28 protein-coding genes are annotated in these 24,633 nt (G+C 65.9%); 15 read left to right on the top strand and 13 right to left on the bottom strand.

What is annotated here, in order from left to right:
* Nucleotides 1-170: 170 nt before the first annotated feature.
* Complete coding sequence (gene hemJ, locus FLL57_RS21180) at nucleotides 171-611, bottom strand: protoporphyrinogen oxidase HemJ (RefSeq protein WP_142883941.1); 441 nt, start codon at nucleotides 609-611, stop codon at nucleotides 171-173.
* Between the two features lie 453 nt (nucleotides 612-1,064).
* Here hemJ and FLL57_RS21185 point away from each other — a divergent pair, with 453 nt between their 5' ends.
* The 4 genes from FLL57_RS21185 to dnaQ all read left to right on the top strand — a co-directional run bounded on the left by FLL57_RS21185 (nucleotide 1,065) and on the right by dnaQ (nucleotide 3,937).
* On the top strand, nucleotides 1,065-1,904 hold the full coding sequence (locus FLL57_RS21185; RefSeq protein ID WP_013500169.1) for a pyruvate, water dikinase regulatory protein: 840 nt from the start codon (nucleotides 1,065-1,067) through the stop codon (nucleotides 1,902-1,904).
* Entirely contained in the window at nucleotides 1,901-2,509 is a 609-nt protein-coding gene (locus FLL57_RS21190) for a Maf family protein (RefSeq protein ID WP_142883942.1), read from the top strand. The genes FLL57_RS21185 and FLL57_RS21190 overlap by 4 nt, the downstream gene beginning before the upstream one ends.
* A 90-nt stretch (nucleotides 2,510-2,599) precedes the next feature.
* Nucleotides 2,600-3,199, top strand: coding sequence for a dephospho-CoA kinase (coaE, locus tag FLL57_RS21195; protein WP_013500167.1), 600 nt, complete (start codon nucleotides 2,600-2,602; stop codon nucleotides 3,197-3,199).
* 39 nt (nucleotides 3,200-3,238) lie between these two features.
* The gene (gene dnaQ, locus FLL57_RS21200) at nucleotides 3,239-3,937 is read left to right on the top strand and encodes a DNA polymerase III subunit epsilon (RefSeq protein ID WP_142883943.1); all 699 of its coding nucleotides are present in this window, start codon (nucleotides 3,239-3,241) and stop codon (nucleotides 3,935-3,937) included.
* A 79-nt stretch (nucleotides 3,938-4,016) separates the two neighbouring features.
* Here dnaQ and secB read toward each other — a convergent pair whose 3' ends face one another.
* The gene (secB, locus tag FLL57_RS21205; RefSeq protein ID WP_013500165.1) at nucleotides 4,017-4,490 is read right to left on the bottom strand and encodes a protein-export chaperone SecB; all 474 of its coding nucleotides are present in this window, start codon (nucleotides 4,488-4,490) and stop codon (nucleotides 4,017-4,019) included.
* A gap of 460 nt (nucleotides 4,491-4,950) precedes the next feature.
* Here secB and FLL57_RS21210 point away from each other — a divergent pair, with 460 nt between their 5' ends.
* From FLL57_RS21210 to FLL57_RS21220, 3 genes are read left to right on the top strand one after another with little or no spacing between them, the layout of a single operon-like run.
* Nucleotides 4,951-5,658, top strand: coding sequence for a Tim44/TimA family putative adaptor protein (locus tag FLL57_RS21210; RefSeq protein ID WP_041806945.1), 708 nt, complete (start codon nucleotides 4,951-4,953; stop codon nucleotides 5,656-5,658).
* Nucleotides 5,659-5,695: 37 nt separating this feature from the next.
* Nucleotides 5,696-7,123: a murein transglycosylase A gene (mltA, locus tag FLL57_RS21215; protein WP_142884261.1), complete on the top strand. Its 1,428-nt coding sequence runs from the start codon at nucleotides 5,696-5,698 to the stop codon at nucleotides 7,121-7,123.
* A 5-nt stretch (nucleotides 7,124-7,128) separates the two neighbouring features.
* Complete coding sequence (locus tag FLL57_RS21220) at nucleotides 7,129-7,707, top strand: Smr/MutS family protein (RefSeq protein ID WP_142883944.1); 579 nt, start codon at nucleotides 7,129-7,131, stop codon at nucleotides 7,705-7,707.
* A gap of 366 nt (nucleotides 7,708-8,073) precedes the next feature.
* On the opposite strand, the gene hslU is transcribed toward FLL57_RS21220, so the two are convergent.
* Both hslU and hslV read right to left on the bottom strand, forming a co-directional pair.
* Nucleotides 8,074-9,375: an ATP-dependent protease ATPase subunit HslU gene (hslU, locus tag FLL57_RS21225; protein WP_013500161.1), complete on the bottom strand. Its 1,302-nt coding sequence runs from the start codon at nucleotides 9,373-9,375 to the stop codon at nucleotides 8,074-8,076.
* 151 nt (nucleotides 9,376-9,526) lie between these two features.
* Nucleotides 9,527-10,090: an ATP-dependent protease subunit HslV gene (hslV, locus tag FLL57_RS21230; RefSeq protein ID WP_013500160.1), complete on the bottom strand. Its 564-nt coding sequence runs from the start codon at nucleotides 10,088-10,090 to the stop codon at nucleotides 9,527-9,529.
* Between the two features lie 187 nt (nucleotides 10,091-10,277).
* Here hslV and hisB point away from each other — a divergent pair, with 187 nt between their 5' ends.
* From hisB to coaA, 8 genes are all read left to right on the top strand, one after another.
* Nucleotides 10,278-10,871: an imidazoleglycerol-phosphate dehydratase HisB gene (hisB, locus tag FLL57_RS21235; RefSeq protein WP_013500159.1), complete on the top strand. Its 594-nt coding sequence runs from the start codon at nucleotides 10,278-10,280 to the stop codon at nucleotides 10,869-10,871.
* A 27-nt stretch (nucleotides 10,872-10,898) separates the two neighbouring features.
* Nucleotides 10,899-11,420, top strand: a complete 522-nt coding sequence (locus FLL57_RS21240) for a DUF2628 domain-containing protein (RefSeq protein ID WP_013500158.1) — start codon at nucleotides 10,899-10,901, stop codon at nucleotides 11,418-11,420.
* The gene (hisH, locus tag FLL57_RS21245; protein ID WP_142883945.1) at nucleotides 11,417-12,067 is read left to right on the top strand and encodes an imidazole glycerol phosphate synthase subunit HisH; all 651 of its coding nucleotides are present in this window, start codon (nucleotides 11,417-11,419) and stop codon (nucleotides 12,065-12,067) included. The genes FLL57_RS21240 and hisH overlap by 4 nt, the downstream gene beginning before the upstream one ends.
* A gap of 1 nt (nucleotide 12,068) precedes the next feature.
* Complete coding sequence (locus FLL57_RS21250; RefSeq protein WP_142883946.1) at nucleotides 12,069-12,368, top strand: GIY-YIG nuclease family protein; 300 nt, start codon at nucleotides 12,069-12,071, stop codon at nucleotides 12,366-12,368.
* Nucleotides 12,365-13,102, top strand: coding sequence for a 1-(5-phosphoribosyl)-5-[(5-phosphoribosylamino)methylideneamino]imidazole-4-carboxamide isomerase (gene hisA / locus FLL57_RS21255; RefSeq protein ID WP_142883947.1), 738 nt, complete (start codon nucleotides 12,365-12,367; stop codon nucleotides 13,100-13,102). The genes FLL57_RS21250 and hisA overlap by 4 nt, the downstream gene beginning before the upstream one ends.
* Nucleotides 13,103-13,112: 10 nt before the next feature.
* Nucleotides 13,113-13,880, top strand: a complete 768-nt coding sequence (gene hisF, locus FLL57_RS21260; protein ID WP_011155881.1) for an imidazole glycerol phosphate synthase subunit HisF — start codon at nucleotides 13,113-13,115, stop codon at nucleotides 13,878-13,880.
* 53 nt (nucleotides 13,881-13,933) lie between these two features.
* Nucleotides 13,934-14,257, top strand: coding sequence for a phosphoribosyl-ATP diphosphatase (locus tag FLL57_RS21265; protein ID WP_142883948.1), 324 nt, complete (start codon nucleotides 13,934-13,936; stop codon nucleotides 14,255-14,257).
* A 79-nt stretch (nucleotides 14,258-14,336) separates the two neighbouring features.
* Nucleotides 14,337-15,293, top strand: a complete 957-nt coding sequence (gene coaA, locus FLL57_RS21270; protein WP_013500152.1) for a type I pantothenate kinase — start codon at nucleotides 14,337-14,339, stop codon at nucleotides 15,291-15,293.
* A gap of 131 nt (nucleotides 15,294-15,424) precedes the next feature.
* Here the strand turns inward: coaA and FLL57_RS21275 are convergent, their stop codons facing one another.
* From FLL57_RS21275 to rsmI, 9 genes are all read right to left on the bottom strand, one after another.
* Complete coding sequence (locus tag FLL57_RS21275) at nucleotides 15,425-16,378, bottom strand: GNAT family N-acetyltransferase (protein ID WP_013500151.1); 954 nt, start codon at nucleotides 16,376-16,378, stop codon at nucleotides 15,425-15,427.
* Between the two features lie 159 nt (nucleotides 16,379-16,537).
* Nucleotides 16,538-18,460 (bottom strand): ATP-binding protein, encoded by a 1,923-nt coding sequence (locus FLL57_RS21280; RefSeq protein WP_142883949.1) that lies wholly within the window; start codon nucleotides 18,458-18,460, stop codon nucleotides 16,538-16,540.
* A gap of 135 nt (nucleotides 18,461-18,595) precedes the next feature.
* Nucleotides 18,596-20,134: a YifB family Mg chelatase-like AAA ATPase gene (locus FLL57_RS21285; protein ID WP_142883950.1), complete on the bottom strand. Its 1,539-nt coding sequence runs from the start codon at nucleotides 20,132-20,134 to the stop codon at nucleotides 18,596-18,598.
* A 96-nt stretch (nucleotides 20,135-20,230) separates the two neighbouring features.
* Nucleotides 20,231-20,464 carry a hypothetical protein gene (locus FLL57_RS21290; RefSeq protein ID WP_013500148.1) on the bottom strand — a complete coding sequence of 78 codons (234 nt, stop codon included), beginning with the start codon at nucleotides 20,462-20,464 and terminating at the stop codon, nucleotides 20,231-20,233.
* Nucleotides 20,461-21,117 (bottom strand): 4-coumaroyl-homoserine lactone synthase, encoded by a 657-nt coding sequence (gene rpaI / locus FLL57_RS21295; protein WP_142883951.1) that lies wholly within the window; start codon nucleotides 21,115-21,117, stop codon nucleotides 20,461-20,463. Before rpaI ends, FLL57_RS21290 begins: the two co-directional genes overlap by 4 nt.
* 85 nt (nucleotides 21,118-21,202) lie before the next feature.
* Nucleotides 21,203-21,934, bottom strand: coding sequence for a LuxR family transcriptional regulator (locus FLL57_RS21300; protein WP_013500146.1), 732 nt, complete (start codon nucleotides 21,932-21,934; stop codon nucleotides 21,203-21,205).
* A 237-nt stretch (nucleotides 21,935-22,171) separates the two neighbouring features.
* Nucleotides 22,172-23,113, bottom strand: a complete 942-nt coding sequence (gshB, locus tag FLL57_RS21305) for a glutathione synthase (protein WP_142883952.1) — start codon at nucleotides 23,111-23,113, stop codon at nucleotides 22,172-22,174.
* Between the two features lie 69 nt (nucleotides 23,114-23,182).
* Nucleotides 23,183-23,575 (bottom strand): YraN family protein, encoded by a 393-nt coding sequence (locus FLL57_RS21310; protein ID WP_013500144.1) that lies wholly within the window; start codon nucleotides 23,573-23,575, stop codon nucleotides 23,183-23,185.
* Nucleotides 23,568-24,518 carry a 16S rRNA (cytidine(1402)-2'-O)-methyltransferase gene (rsmI, locus tag FLL57_RS21315; protein WP_142883953.1) on the bottom strand — a complete coding sequence of 317 codons (951 nt, stop codon included), beginning with the start codon at nucleotides 24,516-24,518 and terminating at the stop codon, nucleotides 23,568-23,570. Before rsmI ends, FLL57_RS21310 begins: the two co-directional genes overlap by 8 nt.
* Nucleotides 24,519-24,633 lie beyond the last annotated feature (115 nt).

A 24,633-nucleotide genomic window follows, 5' to 3' on the forward strand; every position in this document is an offset into this window, starting at 1 on the left:
CGGTGTCTTGAGCAAGGAAGGTGCGGGAGGTTTCAGACCCGATGCGGCGGCCGGTCCAAAAGGAGCCAGATCGCAACCACATTCGCCTGCTTTAGGTGGGACGACGCAACTATAGGAAATCCGTCGCAATCACGCAAGACGATCCCGGTGCCGGACGAGGATTTGCGCCCTCAGAACGGTTTGACGATGACGAAGATTACCGCCGCAACCATGAGAACAGTCGGTATCTCGTTGATAACGCGATAGAATTTATGAGATCGCGTATTCCGGTCTGCGGCAAAATCGCGCACATAGCGACCGAGCAGCAGGTGGATCACCGTCATCAGCACCACAGCGGCAAGCTTGCCGTGGAACCAGCCCGACGCAAAGTAGTCCTGCTCCCAGGCAATCGCGAGCCCGGCGACCCAGGCGACCAGCATCGCCGGATTCATGATCGCACGGTACAACCGGCGCTCCATGATCTTGAAGGTCTCGGACTGCTTCGTTCCGACCTCGGCGGTGCAGTGATAGACGAACAGTCGCGGCATATACAGCATGCCGGCCATCCAGGAGATCACCGCCACCACGTGCAGGGTCTTCACCCACGGATAGACATAGATCCATTCGATCATTCGAACTTCCATCCCGCTGTGCCGAGACGCTGCAACGAGATCCGGAACGCAGGACCTGCATCGCGCGTTGATCGAATGCTCGAATGCGGAGATTTCCGCAAGCGCCAGCCTTCTCATCAATATTTATAGATTCTTAAGGTTTGAGTCTAAGTGGCCGTGGATTTGACTCACCCAACGGCATTGTCGAGTTGTTCTGCGCCCCTCCACATCTGCACAGCCGTCCCCAGCCGACATCGTCCTTGGACGTGCTTGCAGGATCAGAGGGTTGCGCCGGTTCGCCGCCGCATTACCGAGAGACAAATCCACATTCACCCGCTAACCTCGAACCGATCCCGAAATGCTCTTCTCACCCGACGCCTGTGAAGAAAAAGCCGGGTTATCCCGGTCGCGACGGCCGAGGGGCCGACCTGGTGCGGTTCTCGCCCCGTTGTTCACAGGTTACACAGGGCCACGATGCTGACCGACGGCTCCTATTTTCATCTTCATCTGGTCTCCGACTCGACAGGCGAAACCCTGATCACGGTGTCGCGTGCCGTCACCGCGCAATACGCCAACGTCACGCCGGTCGAGCACGTCTATCCGCTGGTGCGCAGCCAGAAGCAGCTCGATCGCGTGCTGCAGGAAATCGAGGAAGCCCCCGGCATCGTGCTGTTCACCCTGCTGGAGACCGAGCTCGTCAACCGGCTCGAGGCGAAGTGCCAGGAGATCAACAGCCCGAGCCTGTCGATCATCGGACCGGTGATGCAATTGTTCGAGGCCTACCTCGGCGCTTCGACCATGGGCCGGGTCGGCGCCCAGCACACCCTCAATGCCGAGTATTTCCAGCGCATCGATGCGCTGAACTATTCGATGATGCACGACGACGGCCAGCACGTCGAAGGGCTTGAAGAAGCCGATGTGGTTCTGGTCGGCGTGTCGCGCACCTCGAAGACCCCGACCTCGATCTATCTGGCCAATCGCGGCATCCGCACCGCCAATGTGCCGCTGGTGGCCGGCATTCCGATTCCGCACCAGCTCGAGACCTTGAAGAAGCCGCTGGTGGTCAGCCTGCACGCGTCGCCCGAACGATTGATTCAGGTCCGGCAGAACCGGCTTCTGAGTCTCGGCGCCGGCGCCGGCAACGATTCCTATATCGATCGCCAGGCGGTCACCGACGAAGTGCTGCTGGCCCGCAAGCTCAGCGCCAAATACGGCTGGTCACTGCTCGACGTCACCCGCCGTTCGATCGAGGAGACCGCCGCGGCGATCATGAAGCTGCTGGCCGACAGGCAGCGCCAGAGAGGCCCGGAATGACGCTGTGGCTCGGGCCGCAGCCGCTGGTGCTGGCTTCGCAAAGCCGCGCCCGGCAGACAGTGCTCGCCAATGCCGGGATTCCGTTCGACGCGATTCCCGCCGACATCGATGAACGCGGCATCGCGGATGCGTCGGGTCTCAGCGCGCCGGGCGAGATCGCCGCTTTGCTGGCCGAGCAGAAGGCGGCGTTCGTCAGCAATCATCATCCGGGCCGTCTGGTGCTCGGCGCCGATCAGACGCTGGCGCTCGGTGCGCGCGGCTTCAACAAGCCCGCCGATCGCGCCGCCGCCGCCAGGCAGCTCCGCGAGCTCGCCGGCCGCCGCCACGAATTGCATTCGGCGATCGCGATGGTGCGCAACGGCATCACGCTGTTCGCCGACGTCTCGATCGCGCGCATGACGATGCGGCCGCTGACCGAAGCCGAGATCGATGCCTATCTGGACGTTGTCGGTGATAAAGCCACTACCAGTGTCGGCGCCTATCAGATCGAAGGTCTCGGAGTGCATCTGTTCGACGGCATCCACGGCGATCATTTCACCATCCTTGGACTGCCGCTGTTGCCGTTGCTCGGTTTTCTGCGTAGCCAGAACCTGCTGGCGGTCTGACGCGCGGACGACGAACCAGAAAAAAAGCGAGTCTCAGAACCGATCGGAATCGGATCTGAAATGTCTCGCGACGAAGACGGAGGCGACGGAATGCTGGTGCTCGGACTGACCGGTTCGATCGGGATGGGCAAATCGACCACCGCCAAGCTGTTCGCCGAAGCCGGCGTGCCGGTCTATGACGCCGATGCGACCGTGCATAAGATCTACGAGAACGAAGCGGTGCCGGCGATCGAAGCCGCGTTTCCCGGCACCACGGTCGGCGGCAAGGTCGATCGCGCGCTGCTGTCGGCAAAGGTTGTGCATGATCCGGCTGCGATGAAGCGGCTCGAAGCAATCGTGCACCCGATGCTGCGCGCCCATCACCAGCAGTTTCTCGACGATGCCGAGTCATCCGGCGCCGCGGTCGCAGTGGTCGATGTGCCGCTCTTGTTCGAAACCGGCGGCGAAAAGCGTGTCGACGCGGTGGTGGTGGTGACGACCTCGCCGGAGGTGCAGCGTGAACGGATTCTCGCGCGTGACAACATGACCCCCGACAAGCTCGACGCCATTCTGGCTCGGCAGATGCCCGATGCCGAAAAGCGCAAGCGTGCGGATTTCGTCGTGGATACGTCCAACGGACTCGACCCGGTGCGGGCCCAGATCCGCGAAATCCTCGAGGCGGCTGCTAGAATGCCGCGCCGGCGCGATTGATTCGCCGGATCCCCGACAACAACGACCTGATCAGAAGCGATGCGCGAGATCGTCCTCGATACCGAAACCACCGGCCTCGACCCGCTGCGCGGTGACCGGCTGGTCGAAATCGGCTGCGTCGAGATCTTCAACCGGATGCCGACCGGCCGCACCTATCATCGCTACCTCAATCCCGAACGCGACATGCCGGCCGAGGCCTTTGCGGTGCACGGACTGTCGGCCGAGTTCCTCGCCGACAAGCCGTTGTTCGCCCAGGTCGCCGATGAGTTCCTCGAATTCATCGGTGATGACCCGCTGGTGATCCACAACGCCTCATTCGACATCGGCTTCATCAATGCCGAACTGTCACGGCTGTCGCGTGCGCCGGTGCCGCGCGACCGGCTGGTCGACACGCTGCTGCTCGCCCGCCGCAAGCATCCGGGCGTGTCGAACCGGCTCGACGATCTGTGTTCGCGCTACGCGATCGACAATTCGCGCCGGACCAAGCACGGCGCATTGCTCGACGCCGAGCTATTGGCCGAGGTCTATATCGACCTGATCGGTGCCCGGCAGTCGCAGCTCATTTTGGCCGATGTGCCGGCCGAGGTGGTCGGAGCTGCCAGCGAGAACCGTCGCCGCCAGCGACCCGCGCCGCTGCCGAACCGGCTGACCGACGCCGACCTCGAAGCCCACCGCGACTTCATCGCCACCATGGGCGAGAAGGCGATCTGGCCGGACTATTTGGCCGCTGGCGCCTGACTATTTGTCTTCCCGAAACGACAATGCCCGGCACGTCGGCCGGGCATTGCAGAAGTCATGAACGTGAGCGGCGAGCGGATCAGCTCGGCTGGCCCTGCTGCTGGGCGCGCTCGAGGTTCTGGCGATACAGGCCGATGAAATCGACCGGATCGAGCATCAGGGGCGGGAACCCGCCGTCCCGCACGGCGCTGGCGATGATCTCGCGGGCAAACGGGAACAGCAGCCGCGGGCATTCGATCATGATCAGCGGATGCAGGTTCTCCTGCGGCACGTTCAGAACCCGGAACACGCCCGCATAGGCCAGTTCGAAGCTGAACAGCACGCTGCTGCCCGATTCGGCCTTGCCCTCGATCGACAGCGTCACTTCGAATTCGTTCTCGCCGACATTGTTGGCGCCGACATTGATCTGGATGTTGATCGCCGGCTGCTGCTGCTGCGGCGCGAGCGACGCCGGAGCGTTCGGGTTCTCGAATGACAGATCCTTGGTGTATTGCGCCAACACATTGAGCTGCGGAGGAGCACCCTCGGGAGGCGTGCCGTTACCGTTGGTCATCGATGAATCTCCTGGAAGCGGACTGAAGGCGACCGCCGGCCGGCGGCGAGCGTCGCAACAATGGGCGGGTGCTGGGGCGAGTGGCTATCATACGCCTGCGGCGTTCCACAAGGTAGACGGACGCCTCTGCTGGATCCCGGTCCAGCCCTTCGTCAGATACCGGCAATCTGGTCGCCTTGTTCCCGAGGCCGCATCGATAAACCATTCGTTAACCGTTGCCCGACCAGGTTTCGGGCCGCTCCCGGTTTCCGGATCGGCCCGAAACGCGTAAGCTCGCGCGACGACTGCTCCAGAGATCGCGCTTGGGCTTGCGAACCCCAATGGCTGTGCCAAAACGCGCCATTGGCGTGCCGCGGTTGATGCCTACATGGTGAAAACCGGCCTTGCCGCGTTGGCGCCACGAGGCCGGAGACCAAAGCCGCGCCGGCAGGCCCCGGCCCGATCAGAAAGTGAATGCGACGTGGATATTTACACCATTATCTTCCTGGCGCTCGCGGTGTTCATCTTCCTGCGTCTGCGCAATGTGCTCGGCCAGCGCACCGGCAACGAACGGCCCCCGTTCGATCGCGCCGCGGCGCGCGACATGATTTCGGGCAAGCAGGACAACAACGTGATTTCGATGCCCGGCACCGTGATCGATCAGGCTCCGATCGCGCCGAATGCCGACGTGGTGCCGCCCTCCGACCGCTGGAAAGGCATCGCCGAGCCGGATTCCGAGCTGGAACACGGCCTCAACGCCATCGCTCAACACGATTCCTCGTTCGATGCCCGTCACTTCGTGGACGGCGCCAAGAGTGCCTACGAGATGATCGTGATGGCGTTCGCCAACGGCGACCGCCGCTCGCTGCGCGACCTGCTGTCGAGCGAGGTCTATGAGAGCTTCGACGCCGCCATCAAGGATCGTGAAAAGAACGACCTGAAGGTCGAATCCCGCTTCGTCGCGATCGAGAAGGCCGAGCTGATCAGCGCGGAGCTGCGTGATCGCACCGCGATGCTGACGCTGAAATTCGTGTCGCAGATGATCTCCGCGACCCGCGACAAGACCGGTGCGGTGGTCGACGGCTCGCCCGACAAGGTCACCGACATCACCGATGTCTGGACCTTCGCCCGCGACACCAGCTCGCGCGATCCGAACTGGAAGCTGGTTGGCACCGGCAGCGGCACCTGACGCACGCGGCGCGCGCCGCGCCGCCATCGCCGGCTGCATGATCGCAGCCGCGCTGATGCTCGTTCCCACGACATCGGACGCGCGCAGCCTGCATCATCACCACGGCGCCAAATCCTCGCACCATGCCGGCTCGCATCCGCGGCATCGCCATGTGCTGTGGCCCTTGCAGATCGCCGACGGCCAGTATCTTCCCGCCGGCTGGGATCAGCTTCCCGGCTGGGAGGACGACGATCACCTGGCCGCGTTCAAGACCTTTCGCGCAAGCTGCCGCCCGATCCTGGCCGGTCGTGGCCGAGCCGATGCCAAGCCGCTCGGCGATTCGCTCCGCGAGCCGTGCCGCGCCGCCCGCGCCAGTGCGATCTCGACAGAACCGGCGGCCCGCGCGTTCTTCGAACGGCACTTCGTGCCGCTGCTGATTTCGCGGCTCGGTGAAACACAGGGCTTCGTCACCGGCTACTACGAACCGGTGATCGACGGCTCCCCGGTCAAGACGGACGACTACACCGTGCCGGTGTATCGCCGCCCGTCGAATCTGTTCGTCCGCGGCTACACGCAAGGGGCGGCACTGCCGAACGGCGGACCGGTGTTTCGCAAGGTCGGCCGACGCAAGCTGGTGCCGTATTACGATCGCGGCGCGATCGAAGATGGCGCGATCGAAGGGCGCGGCCTGGAGATCTGCTGGCTGAAAAGCCAGACCGATCTGCTGTTCGCCCAGATTCAGGGGTCGGCCCGGATCAGGCTGCCCGACGGCCGCGTCGTCCGCATCAATTACGACGCCCATAATGGCTATCCCTACACCCCGGTCGGCCGCATCCTGATCGAACGCGGCATTATCCCCCGCGAAGAAATGTCGATGCACCGCATCCGCGAATGGATGGACGCCAATCCCGACGGCGCCAAGGAGCTGCGGCGGGCGAACCGCTCGTATGTGTTTTTCCGGCAGGTCGACCTGAACGATGACGACGAAGCGGTCGGCGCCCAGGGGGTGCCGCTGACCCCGTGGCGCTCGATCGCGGTCGACAAGGGGCTGCACGTCTACGGCACGCCGTTCTTCATTTCGGGCGAACTGCCGATCGAATCGGTCAACGCCAGGACGCCGTTCCGGCGGTTGATGATCGGCCAGGACACCGGGTCGGCGATCGTCGGTCCGGCGCGCGCCGACTTGTATTTCGGTGCCGGTGCCGAGGCCGGTGCGGTAGCGGGTCGGATCCGCCATCCGATCGGGTTTGCAATCCTGGTGCCGACCAGCCTCGATCCGGTGGCGAGCGGCCGCACCTTGCCGCTGCCCGAGCCACGACCGCCGGCAAAAGCCCGGAAGCCCGCGGCGACGCCGGCGAAGTCCGGTGGTAAGGACGGAGCCGCGATCGTCCCGACGCCGGAGGCCCGGCCTGCCGCGACGCCGTCGCAGCCGCAGGCTCGGCGGCATCACCCGCATCACCACCGGCATCATCGCCGCCCGCACTGACCTCGATGAAACGCATCATCCCGCCGCTCGACCCGCCGATGTCGCGCCGCAAGCGAAGTCTGACCGAGGACGAACGGGCGCTGTGGGACGGCGTCGCTCGTCAGATCAAGCCGCTGCGCGGCCGGCCGCGCCCGATCAAAGCCGAGATCGCCGATCCGCTGTCGGAATCTCCGTCGATCAAGCCGTCGCCGGCCGCGCCGCCGCAACCGCTCAAGCGCGCCGCAAAGCCGTCGGTTGCGCCGCCGCCGCTCGCCAGCCTCGGTCGGCGCGAGCGGGCGCATCTGTCGCGCGGCCGCAAGGATATCGACGCCCGGATCGATCTGCACGGTATGACCCAGGCCCGCGCCCATCACGCGCTGCTGCACTTCCTGCAGCGCGCCAGTCACGACGGTCTCGGCTTCGTGCTGGTGATCACCGGCAAGGGCAAGAGCGGCGACGCCGAGCGTGGCGTCCTGCGCCGACAGGTGCCGCAATGGCTCGCGCTCCCCGAATTCCGTGCCTATGTGGTCGGCTTCGACGAAGCCCACATCGGCCACGGCGGCGAAGGCGCGTTGTATGTGCGGGTGCGGCGGACGCGGGGTTAGTTAGCCAAGCACGGGGTGTTCATCGGCCGACGCGGCCCCGTCTCCAAACGTCATCACCCGCGCATGCGGGTGATCCAGTATCCCAGAGAGGTTGTTACTTGGACGCGGACGCTCTGCAATACTGGGTCGCCCGGACAACAAGCCGGGCGATGACGTGAGGTGATGGGGTGAGGACTGTTGTTCCTTGTGGCGTATCATACATAAGAATCCGTCATTGCCGGGCTTGACCCGGCAATCCATCGTCTTTCGGAAAAGATGGATGCGCGGGTCAAGCCCGCGCATGACGTCTGTGTGTGAGGATACGTTCCATCCTCGGACTACTTGTCTTTGCGGACGGCGATCAACAGCCACTAACTAAACTGCCGCTCACAAAATAAACCGGCTCAAATCCGTGTTCTTGGCCAGATCGCCGACATTGGTCTTCACGTAGTCCGCATCGACCCGGAAGGTCTCGCCGTGGCGGTCGGGGGCGACGAACGAGATCTCGTCGAGCACGCGCTCCATCACGGTCTGCAGTCGCCGCGCGCCGATGTTCTCGACGGTCGAATTCACCGCCACTGCGACATCGGCGAGCGCGTCGATGGCGTCGTCGGTGAACTCCAGCGTCACGCCTTCGGTCTTCATCAGCGCCACATATTGCTTGATCAGCGACGCCTCCGGCTCGGTGAGGATGCGCCGCATGTCGTCGCGGCTGAGCGCATTGAGTTCGACGCGGATCGGCAACCGGCCCTGCAATTCAGGAAGCAGATCGGACGGCTTGGCGATGTGGAAGGCGCCCGAGGCGACGAACAGGATGTGCTCGGTCTTCACCGCGCCGTGCTTGGTCGACACGGTGGTGCCTTCGATCAGCGGCAGCAGATCGCGCTGCACGCCCTCGCGCGAGACCTCGCCGCCGCTGCGGCCGTCGCGGACGCAGATCTTGTCGATCTCGTCCAGGAAGACGATGCCGTTGTTCTCGACTGCCGTGATCGCTTCCTGCACGAGCTGATCGTTGTCGAGCAGCTTGTCGGCTTCCTCGTTGACCAGAATTTCGTGCGAATCGGCGACGGTGAGCCGCCGGGTCTTGGTACGCCCGCCCATCTTGCCGAAGATGTCGCCGAGAGAGATCGCGCCGATCTGGGCGCCCGGCATCCCGGGAATTTCCAGCATCGGCGAGCCGGCTCCGGCCTGGGTCTCGATCTCGATCTCCTTGTCGTTGAGTTCGCCCGAACGCAGCTTCTTGCGGAACGAATCGCGCGTCGCCGGGCCCGAGCCGGGTCCGACCAGCGCGTCGAGCACGCGCTCTTCGGCGGCGATCTGGGCGCGCGCCTGGACGTCCTTGCGCTTCTTCTCGCGGACCTGGGCGATGGCGACTTCGACCAGGTCGCGGATGATCTGCTCGACGTCGCGGCCGACATAGCCGACTTCGGTGAACTTGGTCGCCTCGACCTTGAGGAACGGCGCGCCGGCGAGCTTCGCCAGCCGCCGGGCGATCTCGGTCTTGCCGACGCCGGTCGGCCCGATCATCAGGATGTTCTTCGGCAGCACTTCTTCGCGCAAAGCCCCTTCGAGCTGCAGCCGCCGCCAGCGGTTGCGCAGCGCGATGGCGACCGCGCGCTTGGCGTCGGCCTGTCCGACGATGAAGCGGTCGAGTTCGGAAACGATTTCGCGGGGGGAGAAGTCGGTCATGGTTCTCTTTTTCGGCGTTGGCTCCCGTCATTGCGGGGAGTGCTCGGATCGGCCTTTCGCGCCGTCCGAGGACAGGCTCCGCGACGAAGCGATCCAGACTTGGTGCTCAGAGATCCTGGATTGCTGCGCGTCGCTGGCAATGACGAGCCGTTCACAGCGTTTCGATCGTCAGATTACCGTTGGTGTAGACGCAGATATCGGCAGCGATGCCGAGCGATTTGCGGACGATCGCCTCGGCGTCCTGGTCGGTGTCGATCAGCGCGCGGGCGGCGGCCAGCGCGTAATTGCCGCCGGAGCCGATCGCCATCACGCCAGCTTCCGGCTCGAGCACGTCGCCGGTGCCGGTCAGCACCAGCGACACGTCCTTGTCGGCCACGATCATCATCGCTTCCAGCCGGCGCAGATAGCGGTCGGTGCGCCAGTCCTTGGCGAGTTCGACCGCGGCGCGGGTGAGCTGGCCGGGATATTGTTCGAGCTTGGCCTCGAGCCGCTCGAACAGCGTGAAGGCGTCGGCGGTGGCGCCGGCGAAGCCGCCGATCACGTCACCCTTGCCGAGCTTGCGAACCTTCTTGGCGTTGGCCTTGATCACGGTCTGTCCGATCGAGACCTGGCCGTCGCCGCCGATCACGACCTTGCCGCCCTTGCGCACGGTCAGAATGGTGGTGCCGTGCCAGACCGGAGGTCCGGCGTCTCCCGAAGAGCTATGCAGTGCCATGGAGTTCCTTTCGCGAGCGCTGATCTAGGCACGGCCGGGCGGCGTTGCAATCGCCGAGCGGGCCGCCGCCGCAGCGGCCAATCCGCTCACCATAGGACGAAGATCGCCCCCGCTCCGCACCCGGCGCAGTAGCGAAGGTGTCACCGGCCTGTTAAAAGACCGGCGTTTTTACCGGAGAGTCCGCTTCATGCGCACGGCAACGATCAAGCGCAAGACCAAGGAGACCGACATCGAGGTCACGGTCGACCTCGACGGCACCGGTGTGGCCAAGGCCGCGACCGGGATCGGCTTCTTCGACCATATGCTGGATCTGCTCGCCAAGCATTCGCGCATCGACATCACCGTGAAGGCGGTGGGCGACCTCCATGTCGACTTCCACCACACCACCGAGGACGTCGGCATCGCGCTCGGCCAGGCGGTGAAACAGGCGCTCGGCAATATGGCGGGTATCACCCGCTATGCCAGCGTGCTGATGCCGATGGACGAGACCCTGACCCGGGTGGTGATCGACGTTTCGGGCCGGCCGTTCCTGGTGTTCAAGGCGGACTTTCCCCGCGACAAGATCGGCGAGTTCGACACCGAGCTGGTGCGCGAGTGGTTTCAGGCCTTCGCCATGAACGCGGGCGTGACTCTGCACGTCGAGACCCTATATGGCGAGAACAGCCATCACATCGCCGAATCCTGCTTCAAGGGACTGGCGCGGTCGCTGCGCGCCGCAGTCGCGATCGATCCGAAGACGGCCGGCGAAGTGCCTTCGACCAAGGGTCAGCTCGGCGGCTAAACGCCGTCGGGCGGCGGAGACAAGTCTATGCCGGTGTTCACTGTTCATGCCCCGCGGGCGGACGACGACGAACCGCAGCGCGCTGCGCCCGATCAGTTTCGTTTCGTCCGCGACGGGTTTTATGTCTGGGCCTTCGTGTTCGGGCCGTTGTGGCTGCTGTACCGCCGGCTGTGGCTGGCGACGCTCGGCTATCTGGTGGTGATTGCCGCCTCCGCGGTGGCACTGACAGCGCTGCAAGCCGGAGCCGGCACCCGCTTCCTGGTGGCGCTGCTGCTTGCCAGCCTGCTCGGGTTGGAAGCCGGCAGCCTGTGGCGCTGGACCCTGGCGCGGCGCGGCTGGCAGCCGATCGGCGTCGCGGTCGGTGACGATCGCGAGATCGCCGAACGGCGGTTCTTCGATCGCTGGGTCGCCGGGCAGCCGCAGCCGATCAGCTTTACGCTGCCGGTCGACCGCGGCGCGCCGCCGCCGGCTCGCAACATTCCGCTGCCGGCCTCGTCGATCCACGGCGACATCTTCGGCTCGTTCCCGAACCCGGGAGGTTCGCGGTGAGTGTCGCGATCATCGACTACGGCTCCGGCAATCTGCATTCGGCGGCGAAAGCGTTCGAGCGCGCGGCGCGGAGCATGGAGAATCCCGAGCCGATCCTGGTGACCCGCGATCCGGACCAGGTCTTCCGGGCCGACCGCGTGGTCCTGCCGGGCGTCGGCGCCTTCGCCGACTGCCGCAAGGGGCTGGATTCGATCGACGGCATGGTCGAGGCGCTGAACGAGACCGTGCGGGTCAGGGCCCGGCCGTTCTTCGGCATCTGCGTCGGCATGCAGTTGATGGCGACCCGCGGCAAGGAGCACGTCACCACCGACGGGCTGAACTGGATCGCCGGCGACGTCGTCAAGATCGCGCCCGATCGCGACGATCTGAAGATCCCGCATATGGGCTGGAATACGCTCGATCAGGTCCGCGAGCATCCGGTGCTGGACCGGCTGCCGCTCGGTTCGAAGGGGCTGCACGCCTACTTCGTGCACTCCTTCCACCTCGCCGCCGAACACGAAGGCGACGTGCTGGCGCGCGCCGATTACGGCGGGCCGGTCACCGCCGTCGTCGGCAAGGACACCGCGATCGGGACTCAGTTTCACCCCGAGAAGAGTCAGCGCTTCGGCCTGGCGCTGATCTCGAACTTTTTGAAGTGGAAGCCGTGAGATGAAAGTGATCTACAAAGTCACCTATCCCAACGGCAAGATCTACGTCGGCAAAGATCTAACCGATAGTATCAACTACTTTGGAAGCGCAGCGAGCGCACTTATTGCCGCCGATTTCACGCGAGAACAGCGGCGAGACTTTGCTATCCGGCGCGAAATCCTGTGGAAGTCGGAAGATGCTACTGATGCCGAAGTCAGTGCGCAGGAAGTTTGTTGGATCAGACATTTCAAGTCGAACGACCCTTCCATTGGATACAATCGCTGGCCAAAACTGAAACTGAAAAGCGAAGCTGCATCGTGATTCTCTTCCCCGCGATCGATCTCAAGAACGGCCAGTGCGTGCGGCTCGAACAGGGCGACATGGCGCGCGCCACCGTGTTCAATCTCGATCCCGCCGCGCAGGCGCAGAGCTTTGCGGCCCAGGGCTTCCAGTACCTGCACGTCGTCGATCTCGACGGCGCCTTCGCCGGCAAGCCGATGAACGCCCACGCGGTCGAGGCGATGCTGAAGGTGGTCAAGATGCCGGTGCAGCTCGGCGGCGGCATCCGCGACCTGAAGACGATCGAAGCCTGGCTGTCCAAGGGCATCGCCCGCGTCATCATCGGCACCGCTGCGGTGCGCGATCCGGCGCTGGTGAAGGAAGCCGCCAAGACGTTTCCCGGCCGTGTCGCGGTCGGGCTCGATGCCCGCGATGGCAACGTCGCGGTCGAGGGCTGGGCCGAGAGCTCGCAGGTGACCGCGCTCGACATCGCGCAGCGCTTTGAAGATGCCGGTGTCGCCGCCATCATCTTCACCGATATCGCCCGCGACGGCCTGCTCAAGGGCATCAATTGGGACGCGACCATCGCGCTGGCCGAGGCAATTTCGATCCCGGTGATCGCCTCCGGCGGCCTCGCTTCGATCGAGGACGTCCGGACGCTGCTCAGCCCCCGTGCCGGAAAACTCGAAGGCGCGATTGCCGGTCGGGCGCTGTACGACGGCCGGCTCGATCCGGCCGAAGCGCTGGCGCTGATCGGCGCCGCCAAGGCGGCCTGAGGACGATCCGATGTTCAAGGTCCGCGTCATTCCCTGCCTCGACGTCAAGGACGGCCGCGTCGTCAAGGGCGTCAATTTCGTCGACCTGCGCGACGCCGGGGATCCGGTCGAGGCGGCGATCGCCTATGACGCTGCGGGCGCCGACGAACTCTGCTTCCTCGACATCACCGCCACCCATGAGAACCGCGGCATCATGCTCGACGTGGTGCGGCGGACGGCTGAAGCCTGCTTCATGCCGGTCACGGTCGGCGGCGGCGTCCGCACCGTCGACGACATCAAGACCCTGCTGCGCTCCGGCGCCGACAAGGTTTCGATCAATTCCGCCGCAGTGGCGCGGCGCGAGTTCGTCAAGGAAGCCGCCGAGAAATTCGGCGATCAGTGCATCGTGGTGGCGATCGACGCCAAGCGCGTGCCCGGCCGCGACCGCTGGGAGATCTTCACCCATGGCGGCCGCAAGGGCACCGGCATCGACGCGATCGAGTTCGCCCAGGAAGTGGTGTCGCTCGGCGCCGGCGAGATCCTGCTGACTTCGATGGATCGCGACGGGACCAAGTCCGGATTCGATATTCCGCTGACCCGGGCGATCGCCGACAGCGTCGGCGTCCCGGTGATCGCCTCGGGCGGCGTCGGCAATCTCGACCATCTGGTCGACGGCATCCGCGAGGGCCACGCCACCGCGGTGCTGGCGGCCTCGATCTTCCATTTCGGCGAGTACACCATTCGTCAGGCCAAGGATCATATGGTCCAGGCCGGGCTGCCGATGCGGCTCGATCCCTAGCGTTACGCGGCGAGGGGCGGTACTCTCGCACCACGAACCGGCAGAGTCAGCGTATGGCCCGTTTCACCCTCCACGATCTCGCCGCGACGGTCGATGCCCGCGCGGCCTCCGGCGGCGACAGCTCCTACACCAAGAAGCTGCTCGACAAGGGCCCCGAGCACTGTGCCAAGAAGTTCGGCGAAGAGGCGGTCGAGATGGTGATCGCAGCGGTCGAGAACGATCGCGGCCACCTGATCTCGGAGGCCGCCGACGTGCTGTTTCACATGCTGGTGCTGCTGAAGTCGCGCGAGGTGAAGCTCGAGGAGGTCGAGGCGGCGCTGGCGCAGCGCACCTCGATGTCGGGCCTGGAGGAAAAGGCGTCGCGCAAGCGCGACTGAACCGAATCGGCATCGGCCGCGCCCGGCGGCCGCAACAACAATAATCCCGCCATCAAAACCAAGGCGAAGGGACTGCGAGATGGACGCAAGGTCGGATCTGCATCACTACAACCCCTACCGGGTGTTCTCGCGGTCGGAATGGGCGAGCATGCGTGAAGACACGCCGATGACGCTCGATGCCGCCGAGGTCGCGGCGCTGCGCTCGATGCATGACCGGCTCGATCTCACCGAAGTCGAAGAAATCTATCTGCCGATGTCGCGGCTGTTGTCGATCCACGTCGCCGCGATGCAGCAGCTCTACTACGCGCAGCGCCGCTTCCTCGGCGTGGTCGAGCGCAAGATGCCGTTCATCATCGGCGTCGCCGGCTCGGTGGCGGTCGGCAAGTCGACAACCGCGCGCGTTTTGCAGGCGCTGCTGGCGCGCTGGTCGCCGCGCCCGACCGTCGATCTCGTCACCACCGACGGCTTCCTGCACCCCAACGCCTATCTCGAGCGCGCCGGGCTGATGCAGAAGAAGGGCTTTCCGGAGAGCTACGACCTGCCGGCGCTGCTCGGCTTCCTGTCCGACATCAAGTCGGGCCGCCGCAAGGTCAAGGCGCCGATCTACTCGCATCTCACCTACGACATCGTGCCGAACAAATTCACGGTGATCGACCGTCCCGACATCCTGATCGTCGAGGGCGTCAATGTGCTGCAGACCGGCCGCCTGCCGCGCGACGGCCAGGCGGTGCCGGTGGTGTCCGACTTCTTCGATTTCTCGGTCTATCTCGACGCCGACGAGCCGGTGTTGCGCGACTGGTACGTCCGGCGCTTTCTGGCGCTGCGCGACACCGCGTTCCATGATCCGCGGTCGTACTTCCATCGCTACGCGGTGCTGTCCGACGAAGAGGCGACTGCGACTGCGATCGCGATCTGGGAACGCACCAACTTGGCCAACCTCGAAGACAACATCCTGCCGACCCGCCCGCGCGCGACCCTGATCCTGAAAAAGGGCGCCGATCACGTGGTGGAGTCGGTGGCGCTGCGAAGGTTGTAGCCGGCAGTCTCTCCGTCATTCCGGGATCCGCGCCAACGGCGCGGAGACTCGGAATCTCGTCGTTAGGAAGAGAGATTCCGGGTTCGCTCGCTGCGCGAGCGCCCCGGAATGACCGTAGGAAATCCGAACGACTACGCCGCGTGCCGCGACGCATCGGCGCCGAAATGTTCGATGTAGCGGGCGCTGATCGCCGACACCGGCAGAATGATCAGCACGTCGGTGGTGCCGAACTGATAGTCGATCACCGCGCCCTCGCCGATCGTGGCGCCGAGCCGCAGATAGCCTTTGATCAGCGGCGGCAGCTCGCGCAGCGCGGCCTTCTGATCGACCGCCTCCTTCGGCAGCCGGTTCATTTCGACATAGCGCGACGGATGCGCGCGCGCGCGCCAGGCTTCCGGCGCCGGCGCGTAGTGATGCAGGAACGACAGCGGCATCGCCAGACGGTCCGGATCGGTGCCGTCGAAGCTGGCGCAGCCCAGCATCACGTCGACGCCGTGTTGCCGCACGTAGGTCCAGATGCCGTGCCACAGCAGCTCGACCGTGCGCTTGTTGCGATACGGCGGCAATACGCAGGAGCGGCCGAGTTCGAGGAAGCGCAGCTCCGGATGCCGGCCGATCAGTCCGCCGATATCGAATTCGCTCTCGGTGTAGAAGCCGCCGTTGCGGTTGGCGACATCCTGCCGGAGCAGCCGATAGGTGCCGACCACCGGCTGCTTGCCGCTGAGCGACGGCTTGGCGGCGTGATCGACCACCAAGAGGTGATCACAGATCGGATCGAACGCATCCTTGTCGCGCCGCGCCAGCATGGTGGGCGCGTCGGCGATCGCGGTGCCGTCCTTGTAGAACACGCGGTAGCGCAGCTTTTGGGCGCGCTTGACGTCCTGCTTGGTCTGCGCCAGCCGCACTTCGAGCGGACCGAGACGGCCCAGCGTCGCCGGCGACGGCGAGCCCAGTGGCTTGCCGGTTTCAGCCAGCTTCGCCGCCGGCTTGAACCAAGTAATCGCGGTTTGCGCGGCGGCTCCGGCGGTCTCCGGGCGCAGCAGCTTGATGAATTTCTTCGAACGGGCGAGATGGTCGGTGTGCATGGCGTCCTCGCGACCGCACCCGTCCCGAACGGAATCGCCGCGGCCTGATCGCACCAACAATCATGGCCGTTCAACAGCGGTGTGACGCGATGATTGCCGAACGATGACATCGCCGCCGACTTTGTTGTTAGCAGCGTCGTTCGGTATCTACTTGCCGTGTCAGGCAGTTTGCCGTGTGGCCGCCAGGTCGGCCAGAATCCCGGAGAGCCTGTCGGGATCGAGCGGCTTGATCAGGACGCCATTCATCCCGGCCGTCCGGCAGGCGTCGCGATCTTCCGCCAGCGTATTTGCGGTCAGCGCCAGGATCGGCACCCGCGTTCCCGTCTGCCCGGCTTCGCATCGCCTGATCTGCCGGGCGGCTTCGAGCCCGTCGAGGACCGGCATCTGCACATCCATCAGCACCAGATCGAACGGGGTACCTGCCTGCCTCGCGGTTCGCCACGACGCGACGGCGCTGCGGCCGTCGCGGGCGATCTCGGCGCGATGCCCGAGCCGGCTCAGCAGCGCACGGATCAGCAGCGCGTTGATATCATTGTCCTCGGCGACCAGAATCGCGAGCCGGGCTTGCGGGACGGCAGGCGGCGCGTCCTGCAGGTCCGGTGGGTCGCCATCGGCGATATTCGGTGCTGCGACTTCGGCGAGCGCGCCGAGCCGCGTGGCCAGCGAAACCGCGCGCAGCGGCTTCACCAGATAGCCGGTGAACGCGGCTGGCAGGCTCGGCAACAATTCGTGCCGCGCCGCGGGTGTCAGCATCACCAGTCGATGCGTCGCATGCAGCGCTGCCTGTCGCGCCAGCGTCTCGAGGGACGCCGAACCGAACGCGTGGTCGATCAGCACCGCGTGCCAGCTCCGTTCCGCCAATCGCGCGACAGCGACATCGGCGTCGTGGCAGGTGCAGGTCGTTGCGCCCCAGCGCGCGAGGCGACGGGCGATCAGCGAGGCTTCGACGGCGTGCGGCGCGACGATCATCACCGATGCGCCGCGCAGGTCCGGCGGCTCCAAGGTCGCGGCTGCGCCGGCGTCTTCGGCTGCGACCAGCGGCAGCGTGACGGTGAAGGTGGTTCCCCGGCCCGGCGTGCTGTCGAGCGCGATCCGCCCACCCATCGCCGCGACGATGCGGTCGCTGATACTGAGGCCGAGGCCGGTGCCGCCAAAATGACGGGCGATGTCGGCATCGGCCTGTTCGAACTCGCGGAAGATCCGCGCCTGCGCGTCGGGCGCGATCCCGATCCCGGTGTCGCGGACGATCAGACGAAATTCGGCAGCTTGATCGCCGGGCTCGGCCGTCAACGTCACACCGCCGGCTTCGGTGAATTTGATGGCGTTGCCGCAGAGATTGAGCAGCACCTGTCGCAACCGGGCGGCATCGCCGATCAGACATGCCGGCAGCCGCTCGTCGATGTCGGCCGCGATTTCCAATCCGCGTGCCTGCGCCCGCGGCGCCAGCAGTTCGACGACGTCTTCGATCAGGTTGCCGAGGACGAACGGGCGGCGATCGAGCTCGATCTTGCCGGCCTCGACCCGCGCGTTGTCGAGCAGCTCGTCGGTCAATGCCAGCAGTGCTTCGCCCGAGGTTTTGACGGCCCTGGCATAGGTCGTCTGCTCGGCGGTCAGCGAGGTGTCGAGCAACAACCGGCTCATGCCGATGATGCCGTTCAGGGGCGTGCGGATTTCGTGCGACGCCATCGCCAGCAGCCGCGATCGGGCGCGGCTCGCTGGATCGCCGGTTGCCGGATCGTCGTCGCCTGCCGCATTCGAGCCGGACCGGTTGCCGTCCTTGATCGGCCGATCCGGCAATGCGCCATGTGAGCCGGTGAGCATTCGCAGGCGGTTCCGCATCCGGCGCAGCCGCATCGTCTGGATCGCGAGTGCCAGACAGGCCAGCGCGAACAGGAAGCTGGCGCCGATCGCAAACGTGTGCGGATCGTATCCTGAGATCTCCGGCGTGCTGCTGAGCAACAATCCATAGGCGCCGCCGAACCCGGCGGAAAACGCCATGGCGGCCCGGCCCGCCAGCACGATGCGCGGATGCCGGCGCGCCATCAGGCGCAGCCTCGACCTGATCCGCAGCTTCCCTGCCATCGTAGCTCCTGCATTTGCCGCCCTAGGCAACGCCGATCCTGGCGCCTTGGGTGCTGCAATCAGGTTGAAGGCTGTCCGGGTGGGCAGCCGCGCTGCAAAAAGGGTTGATGTTGCGTTAACTCCCGCGATCGATTTTCACGCCGCGCGGCGCAGGTCGTCGGCCAGCGCGCGATACGACAGCGCTTCGGCCAGATGGACTCGCCCGATCCGGTCGCAGCCGTCGAGATCGGCGAGCGTTCGGGCGACCCGCAGCACCCGGTGATAACCGCGCGCCGACAGCCGCATGGTTTCGGCGGCCTCGTGCAGCAGTTTGAGGCCGGCGGAATCCGGCTGCGCGGTGGTTTCCAGAACCGCGGCCGGCGCTTCCGCATTGGTACGGACCTGTGGCAGGCCGATCGAGGCGTAGCGGGCGCGCTGCACCTCGCGCGCTGCAGCGACGCGGGCGGCGACTTCGGCGGAGCCTTCGGTCGGTGGCGGCAGGATCAGGTCGGCGGCGCTCACCGCCGGCACCTCGATCCGCAGATCGATCCGGTCCATCAACGGGCCTGAGATGCGCGACTGATAATCGGACGTACAGCGCTCGATCCTGCCGCGCTTGCAGGCGAACCCAGGCTCGAACGCCTGGCCGCAGCGGCAGGGGTTCATGGCCGCCACCAGCATCACCCGGGCCGGATAGGTGATGCGGTGATTGGCGCGCGATACCGCGACCTCGCCGGTTTCCAGCGGCGCCCGCAGCGAATCCAGCACCCGCGGATCGAACTCGGGCAGCTCGTCGAGAAACAGCACGCCCTGATGCGCCAGCGAGATCTCGCCCGGCCGCGCCTTGATGCCGCCGCCGGTCAACGCCGCCATGCTGGCGGAATGATGCGGCGCGCGGAACGGCCGCCGCGACGTCAGTGCGCCGTCGCGGATTTCGCCCGCGACGGAAGCGATCATCGACACTTCGAGCAGTTCGGCCGGCGACAGCGGCGGCAGGATCGACGGCAGCCGCGACGCCAGCATCGACTTGCCGGCTCCCGGGGCGCCGATCATCAACAAATGATGTCCGCCCGCGGCGGCGATTTCGAGCGCCCGCTTGGCGCTCTCCTGGCCCTTGATGTCGCGCAGGTCGATCCTCGACGGCTCCGCCTCCCGGACCCGCGGCTGCGGCCGGCCGAGCAGTTGCGAGCCTTTGAAGTGATTGGCGATCTGGATCAGGGAGCCGGCCGCGATGATCTCGATATCGGGGCTGGCCCAGGCTGCTTCGGAGCCGCAGGCGGCCGGACAGATCAGGCCGTGCTCGCGTCCGTTGGCGGCGATCGCCGCCGGCAGCACGCCGGCGACCGCTGCGATCGAGCCGTCGAGCCCGAGCTCGCCCAGCACGGTGAAGCCTTCGAGCGCGTCGGCCGGAATGGCGCCGATCGCGGCCATCAGCCCGAGCGCGATCGGTAGATCGTAGTGGCTGCCTTCCTTGGGGAGGTCGGCAGGAGCCAGATTGACGGTAATTCGCCGTGCCGGCAGCGCCAGCCCGGATGCGATCAACGCCGACCGCACCCGCTCGCGCGCTTCCGACACCGCTTTGTCGGCGAGTCCGACCACCGCAAAGGCCGGCAGCCCGGGCGACACCTGGACCTGAACATCGACGCTGCGCGCCTCGATGCCCTCAAAAGCCACGGTGGACACGTGCTGGACCATGACGCCTCTCCCGGTCCGAAACGCTAGCGCGGGCGCAGAACCCGCGCAAGAACATTAAGAGAACAAACCGGCGAGGGATCGCCCGCCGGTCCGGGGTCAGGCGCTGGTCTTGTGCCGGCTTTCCAGCGCGATCTCGGTCAGATCGACCTCGAGCCGCGCCATCATCAGGAGCTGGACGGCCGAAGGGATGCCGAGGTCTTCGGCCTGCTCGATCGCGCGGTTGATCGTCAGCGCCAGCGTGTCGATGCTGACCGCCTGCTGTTTGATCGGCGCATTGGCCGCATTGAGAACCACCGGCCGCGCTGCGCGGGGCTTGGACGAAGCGTTCATCGGATCACCTGAAATTCCGGAAGCGATTGGCGACGCACGGCCTCGAGACCGCGCCATTCCAGCGTTGGGCCGGGCACCGACCGGCGGCTGCAGATTCCGACCCAGGCTTCGTCATCGATGTCGACGATCACCGCGGTGGTCGAGAAGCCGTTGATGTCCTGAGGCAGACCGAGTGGCTTGGCCTTCCAGCCCTGATCCACCAGCCGGGGGAGCCACCAGGTTTCCAGCACGATGGTGAACGCCGACAGCCCGATCGACAGTCCGTATTCCATCGCGGCCGCCTGGATCACCGCCTCGGCGCGCGGTCCGCCATGTTCGCCGCGCTTGCGCGGCACCACGAAGATCCGCGACAGCTCGTAGGCGTCCGACCGGTGAACCGAGCCGGCGAGGGCCAGTTGAGGAAATACGTCGCTGAGCAGCGTGGGCGAGGTGGTCGGCACCATTCGCATGCCGGCGACGATCTCGTCGTTGTCGACGCCGAGCAGATACACCGCATCTTCGGTGTCGAACTGATCGATCTCGCGGCCGTCGGGCCGCGCCAGCTCTTTCCAGCCGCGTTCGACGACGTAGATCTGGTGCCGAATCCGGAAATAATTGTCGAGCAGACCGGCGTAGAGCGCCCGGTTCTCCCGACGGATGACATGAACCTGCATGCTGATTTTCCCTCCTGCAGTGGGGTCTGCGGGAGAGAACTGTGCAGGTGCGAACGGGAACCGAACTACTGTCCGATCGGACAGGTCACAGCCGGATCAATCCAAGCGTCAGCGCCTTGGCCACCGCAGCGGTGCGGTTGGCCGCGTCGAGTTTGCGAGCCGCCTCGATCAGATGAAATTTCACGGTGCGCTCGGCGATGCACAGGATCATCGAGATCTCCCAGGCGGTCTTGCCCTGGGCGGCCCATTGCAGGATCTCGCATTCCCGTGCGGTGAGCTTGTTGCGGCGGCCGGGCTTCGGCCGGCCGAGCGTGCGCAGGCGGCTGTGGGCGTAGATGCTGACGAGCTGCATCGCGCCCCGGGCCGCGGGGCTGAGATCAGGATCCTTGCCGGCCATGCTGATCGCGGCGCTGCCGTCGTCGTAGTGAAGCGGAATGCAATAGCCCTCGACCAGGCCGAATTCGGCCGCGCGGGTCATCACCCGATGCGCGGCCGGATCGCGGTCGCGGTCGTATGGCGCCTCCGACCAGACGAACGGATGCACCGTGCTGGCGACATGGCGCGGCACCGGGTCGACCGCGCTGAAATTCTCGCTGACGTAGAGGTCGAACCAGTCGCGCGGCCAGCCATTGGCCAGCGTCAATTCCGGCAGTCCGGCATTTCGCGACGGCAGTCCGGCTATGATGTAGGCGGTGAAGCCGCAGCTCGCGATCAGCGACTCGAATTGGCTGACCAGCGCCGGCGCATCCAGCCGTTCGACGGCATCGACGAATTCGAGCGCGCGCCGTCCCCAAAGCTGATCCTCGCCGACGATCATGCTGCCGCAACCTCCGATCCGATAACTGCCGGGCGCGAGGCCGGTTCGCCTGCCGTCGACCGAGCGACCACACCATAGCTTACCGCGGCGGTATCCACCACGCGCCGGATGCCTCGGCAGTCGTCGGCTGTTCGGATAGTGGACGCGCCGCTTAGTTGTGCGGCCAGTGCGGCCGACTGGCAAGAGGGACGTTCGGCGCGCCCGGGCCGAACCAGGCCGCGCACCCCCGCCGGTCCGTCAGGCCCTTTTCGCCGCGATGACGTCCCAGATCCTGGCTGCGATGTCCGGGCCGCCGAGCCGGGCGACTGCACGGATTCCGGTCGGCGAGGTGACGTTGATCTCTGTCAGGTAGCCGTCGATTACATCGATACCTACGAACAACAGCCCACGCTCGCGCAGTTTCGGACCAAGTGCCGCACAGATCTGTTGCTCGCGCGGCGACAGGTCGGTGGCCGCCGCGGCGCCGCCGCGGACCATATTGGAGCGAAGATCGTCGGCGGCCGGAACGCGGTTGACGGCGCCGGCGAACTCGCCATCGACCAGAATGATGCGCTTGTCGCCGTGCTTCACCTCCGGGAGGAAGCGCTGGATCACCCAGGGTTCACGGAAGGTGACCGCGAACATGTCGTACAGCGAGCCGAAATTGATGTCCTGCGGCAGCACCCGAAACACCGCAGCGCCCCCGTGGCCGTGCAGCGGCTTCATCACCACCGCACCGTGCTCGGCCCGGAACGCGTTGATCTCGTCCTTGTCGCGGCTGATCAGCGTCGGCGGCATCAGTTCGGTGAAGTCCATCACGAACAGCTTCTCCGGCGCATTCCTGACGCTGGCCGGGTCGTTGACCACCAGCGTGTGCGGGTGGATGCGCTCGAGCAGATGCGTCGAGGTGATGTACGCAAGGTCGAACGGCGGATCCTGACGCAGCAGCACCACGTCGAAGCTGCGCATGTCGACGCGCGCAGGCTCGCCCAGCGTGAAGTGATCGCCCTCCTGATCGCGCACCTTCAGGCTCTGCACCGATGCGATCACCTCGTTGCCGCGCAGCGACAATTTATCGGGCGTGAAGTACGAGATCGAATGGCCGCGGGCCTGTGCTTCGAGCAACAGCGCGAACGTCGAATCGCCACGGATGTTGATCCGCGCGATGGGGTCCATCTGGACGGCGACCTTCAATGTCATGTCGGGTGTTCCGGAGTTGGCAGGGCGGTGACGATGCGGCGGCGCGGCGATCCGGTCAAGCAGCCGGGCTCACGGCGTGGCGTCGAAGGCGCCGGGCAGATGCCGTGGCGCGGTGTCGGGCGAGATCAGAATGGCGTCGAAGCGCAGCTCGCTCATCGCGTGTTCGGGATGGCGGCTCAGCCACGCTTCGGCGGCCGCGACGATGCGGGCCTGCTGCCGCGGTGTCACCGCATAGGCGGCATCGTCGACATTGCGGCGCGCTTTGACCTCGACGAACGCCACCAGCGCGCCGCGCTGGGCGACGAGGTCGATCTCGCCGCAGCGGACCTTGAAGCGACGCGCCAGGATGCGGTAGCCCTGCCGTTCGAGATAATCGGCCGCGCTGGCTTCGGCCGACAACCCGGTCCGGAACGCGGCGAGTCGCGCCAGGACCGACCGGCGCGAGGGCTCGATCTTAGCCATCGTCGGTCTCGCGGCGTCGTGCCAGGGCGAGCGCGCGCGCGTAGATGTCGCGCCGCGGCCGGCCCGAAAGTTCGACGCCCTGCGCCACCGCATCCTTGACGCTGTGCCGAGTCAATGCCTCCTCCAGCCAGCGATCGAGCGCGTCGTCGCTCATCACCTGCGCGGCCGGATCGGGCGGCGCGATCACCACCACGAACTCGCCACGGGTCTCCATCTCGTCGGCTAGCGCTGCGAGTTCGGCCAGCGGCGCGCGGCGCACCTCCTGGTGCAGCTTGGTGAGTTCGCGGCAGATCGCCGCTTCGCGCGCCTCGCCGAGCAGATCGGCGAGGTCGCGCACCGCGTTCTGAATCCGGCTGCCGGCTTCGAACAGCACCAGGGTCGCGTCGATCGCCGCAAGCTCGGCGAGGCGGGCGCGGCGAGCGCCCTGTTTGGGCGGCAGGAAGCCGCCGAAGAAGAACCGATCCGTCGGCAGCCCGGCGAGCGTCAACGCCACCATGACGGCGGAGGGGCCCGGCAAACTGATTACTTGGTGTCCGGCAGCGTACACGTCGCGCACCAGCTTGTAGCCGGGATCGGAAATCAGCGGCGTGCCGGCGTCGGACACCAGTGCGACAGAACCGCCCTGGCCTAGGATTTCGAGGAGCTTCGGCCGCGCCTGCGCGGCATTGTGCTCGTGATACGGTTTCAGCCGCGCCGAGATGCCATATCGTTCGAGCAGGCGATGCGTGATTCGTGTATCTTCGCAGGCGATCAGATCGGCGCCGGCCAGTGTTTCCAGCGCACGCAAGGTGATATCGCCGAGATGGCCGATCGGCGTCGCCACCAGATGCAGACCGGGCGTCGCGCGCGGTGCGACCAGACGCTGCCCGGCGATCAGGAAGGTTCGCGCGTCGGGCTCCGATGGGTCGGACGACGGGACGGAGATCTGTGGTTTGACGCGCATCGGACCGGCTTGATGGTCATCCTGGAGGGCATGAACGAGGCGGGATGATCGAAAACGACGGCACAGTGATTTGTCCGGCGCCGCTAACCAGCATAGACCTATTGGCCCGGTTAAT

This window comes from Rhodopseudomonas palustris (assembly GCF_007005445.1).
Lineage (GTDB): Bacteria > Pseudomonadota > Alphaproteobacteria > Rhizobiales > Xanthobacteraceae > Rhodopseudomonas > Rhodopseudomonas palustris_G.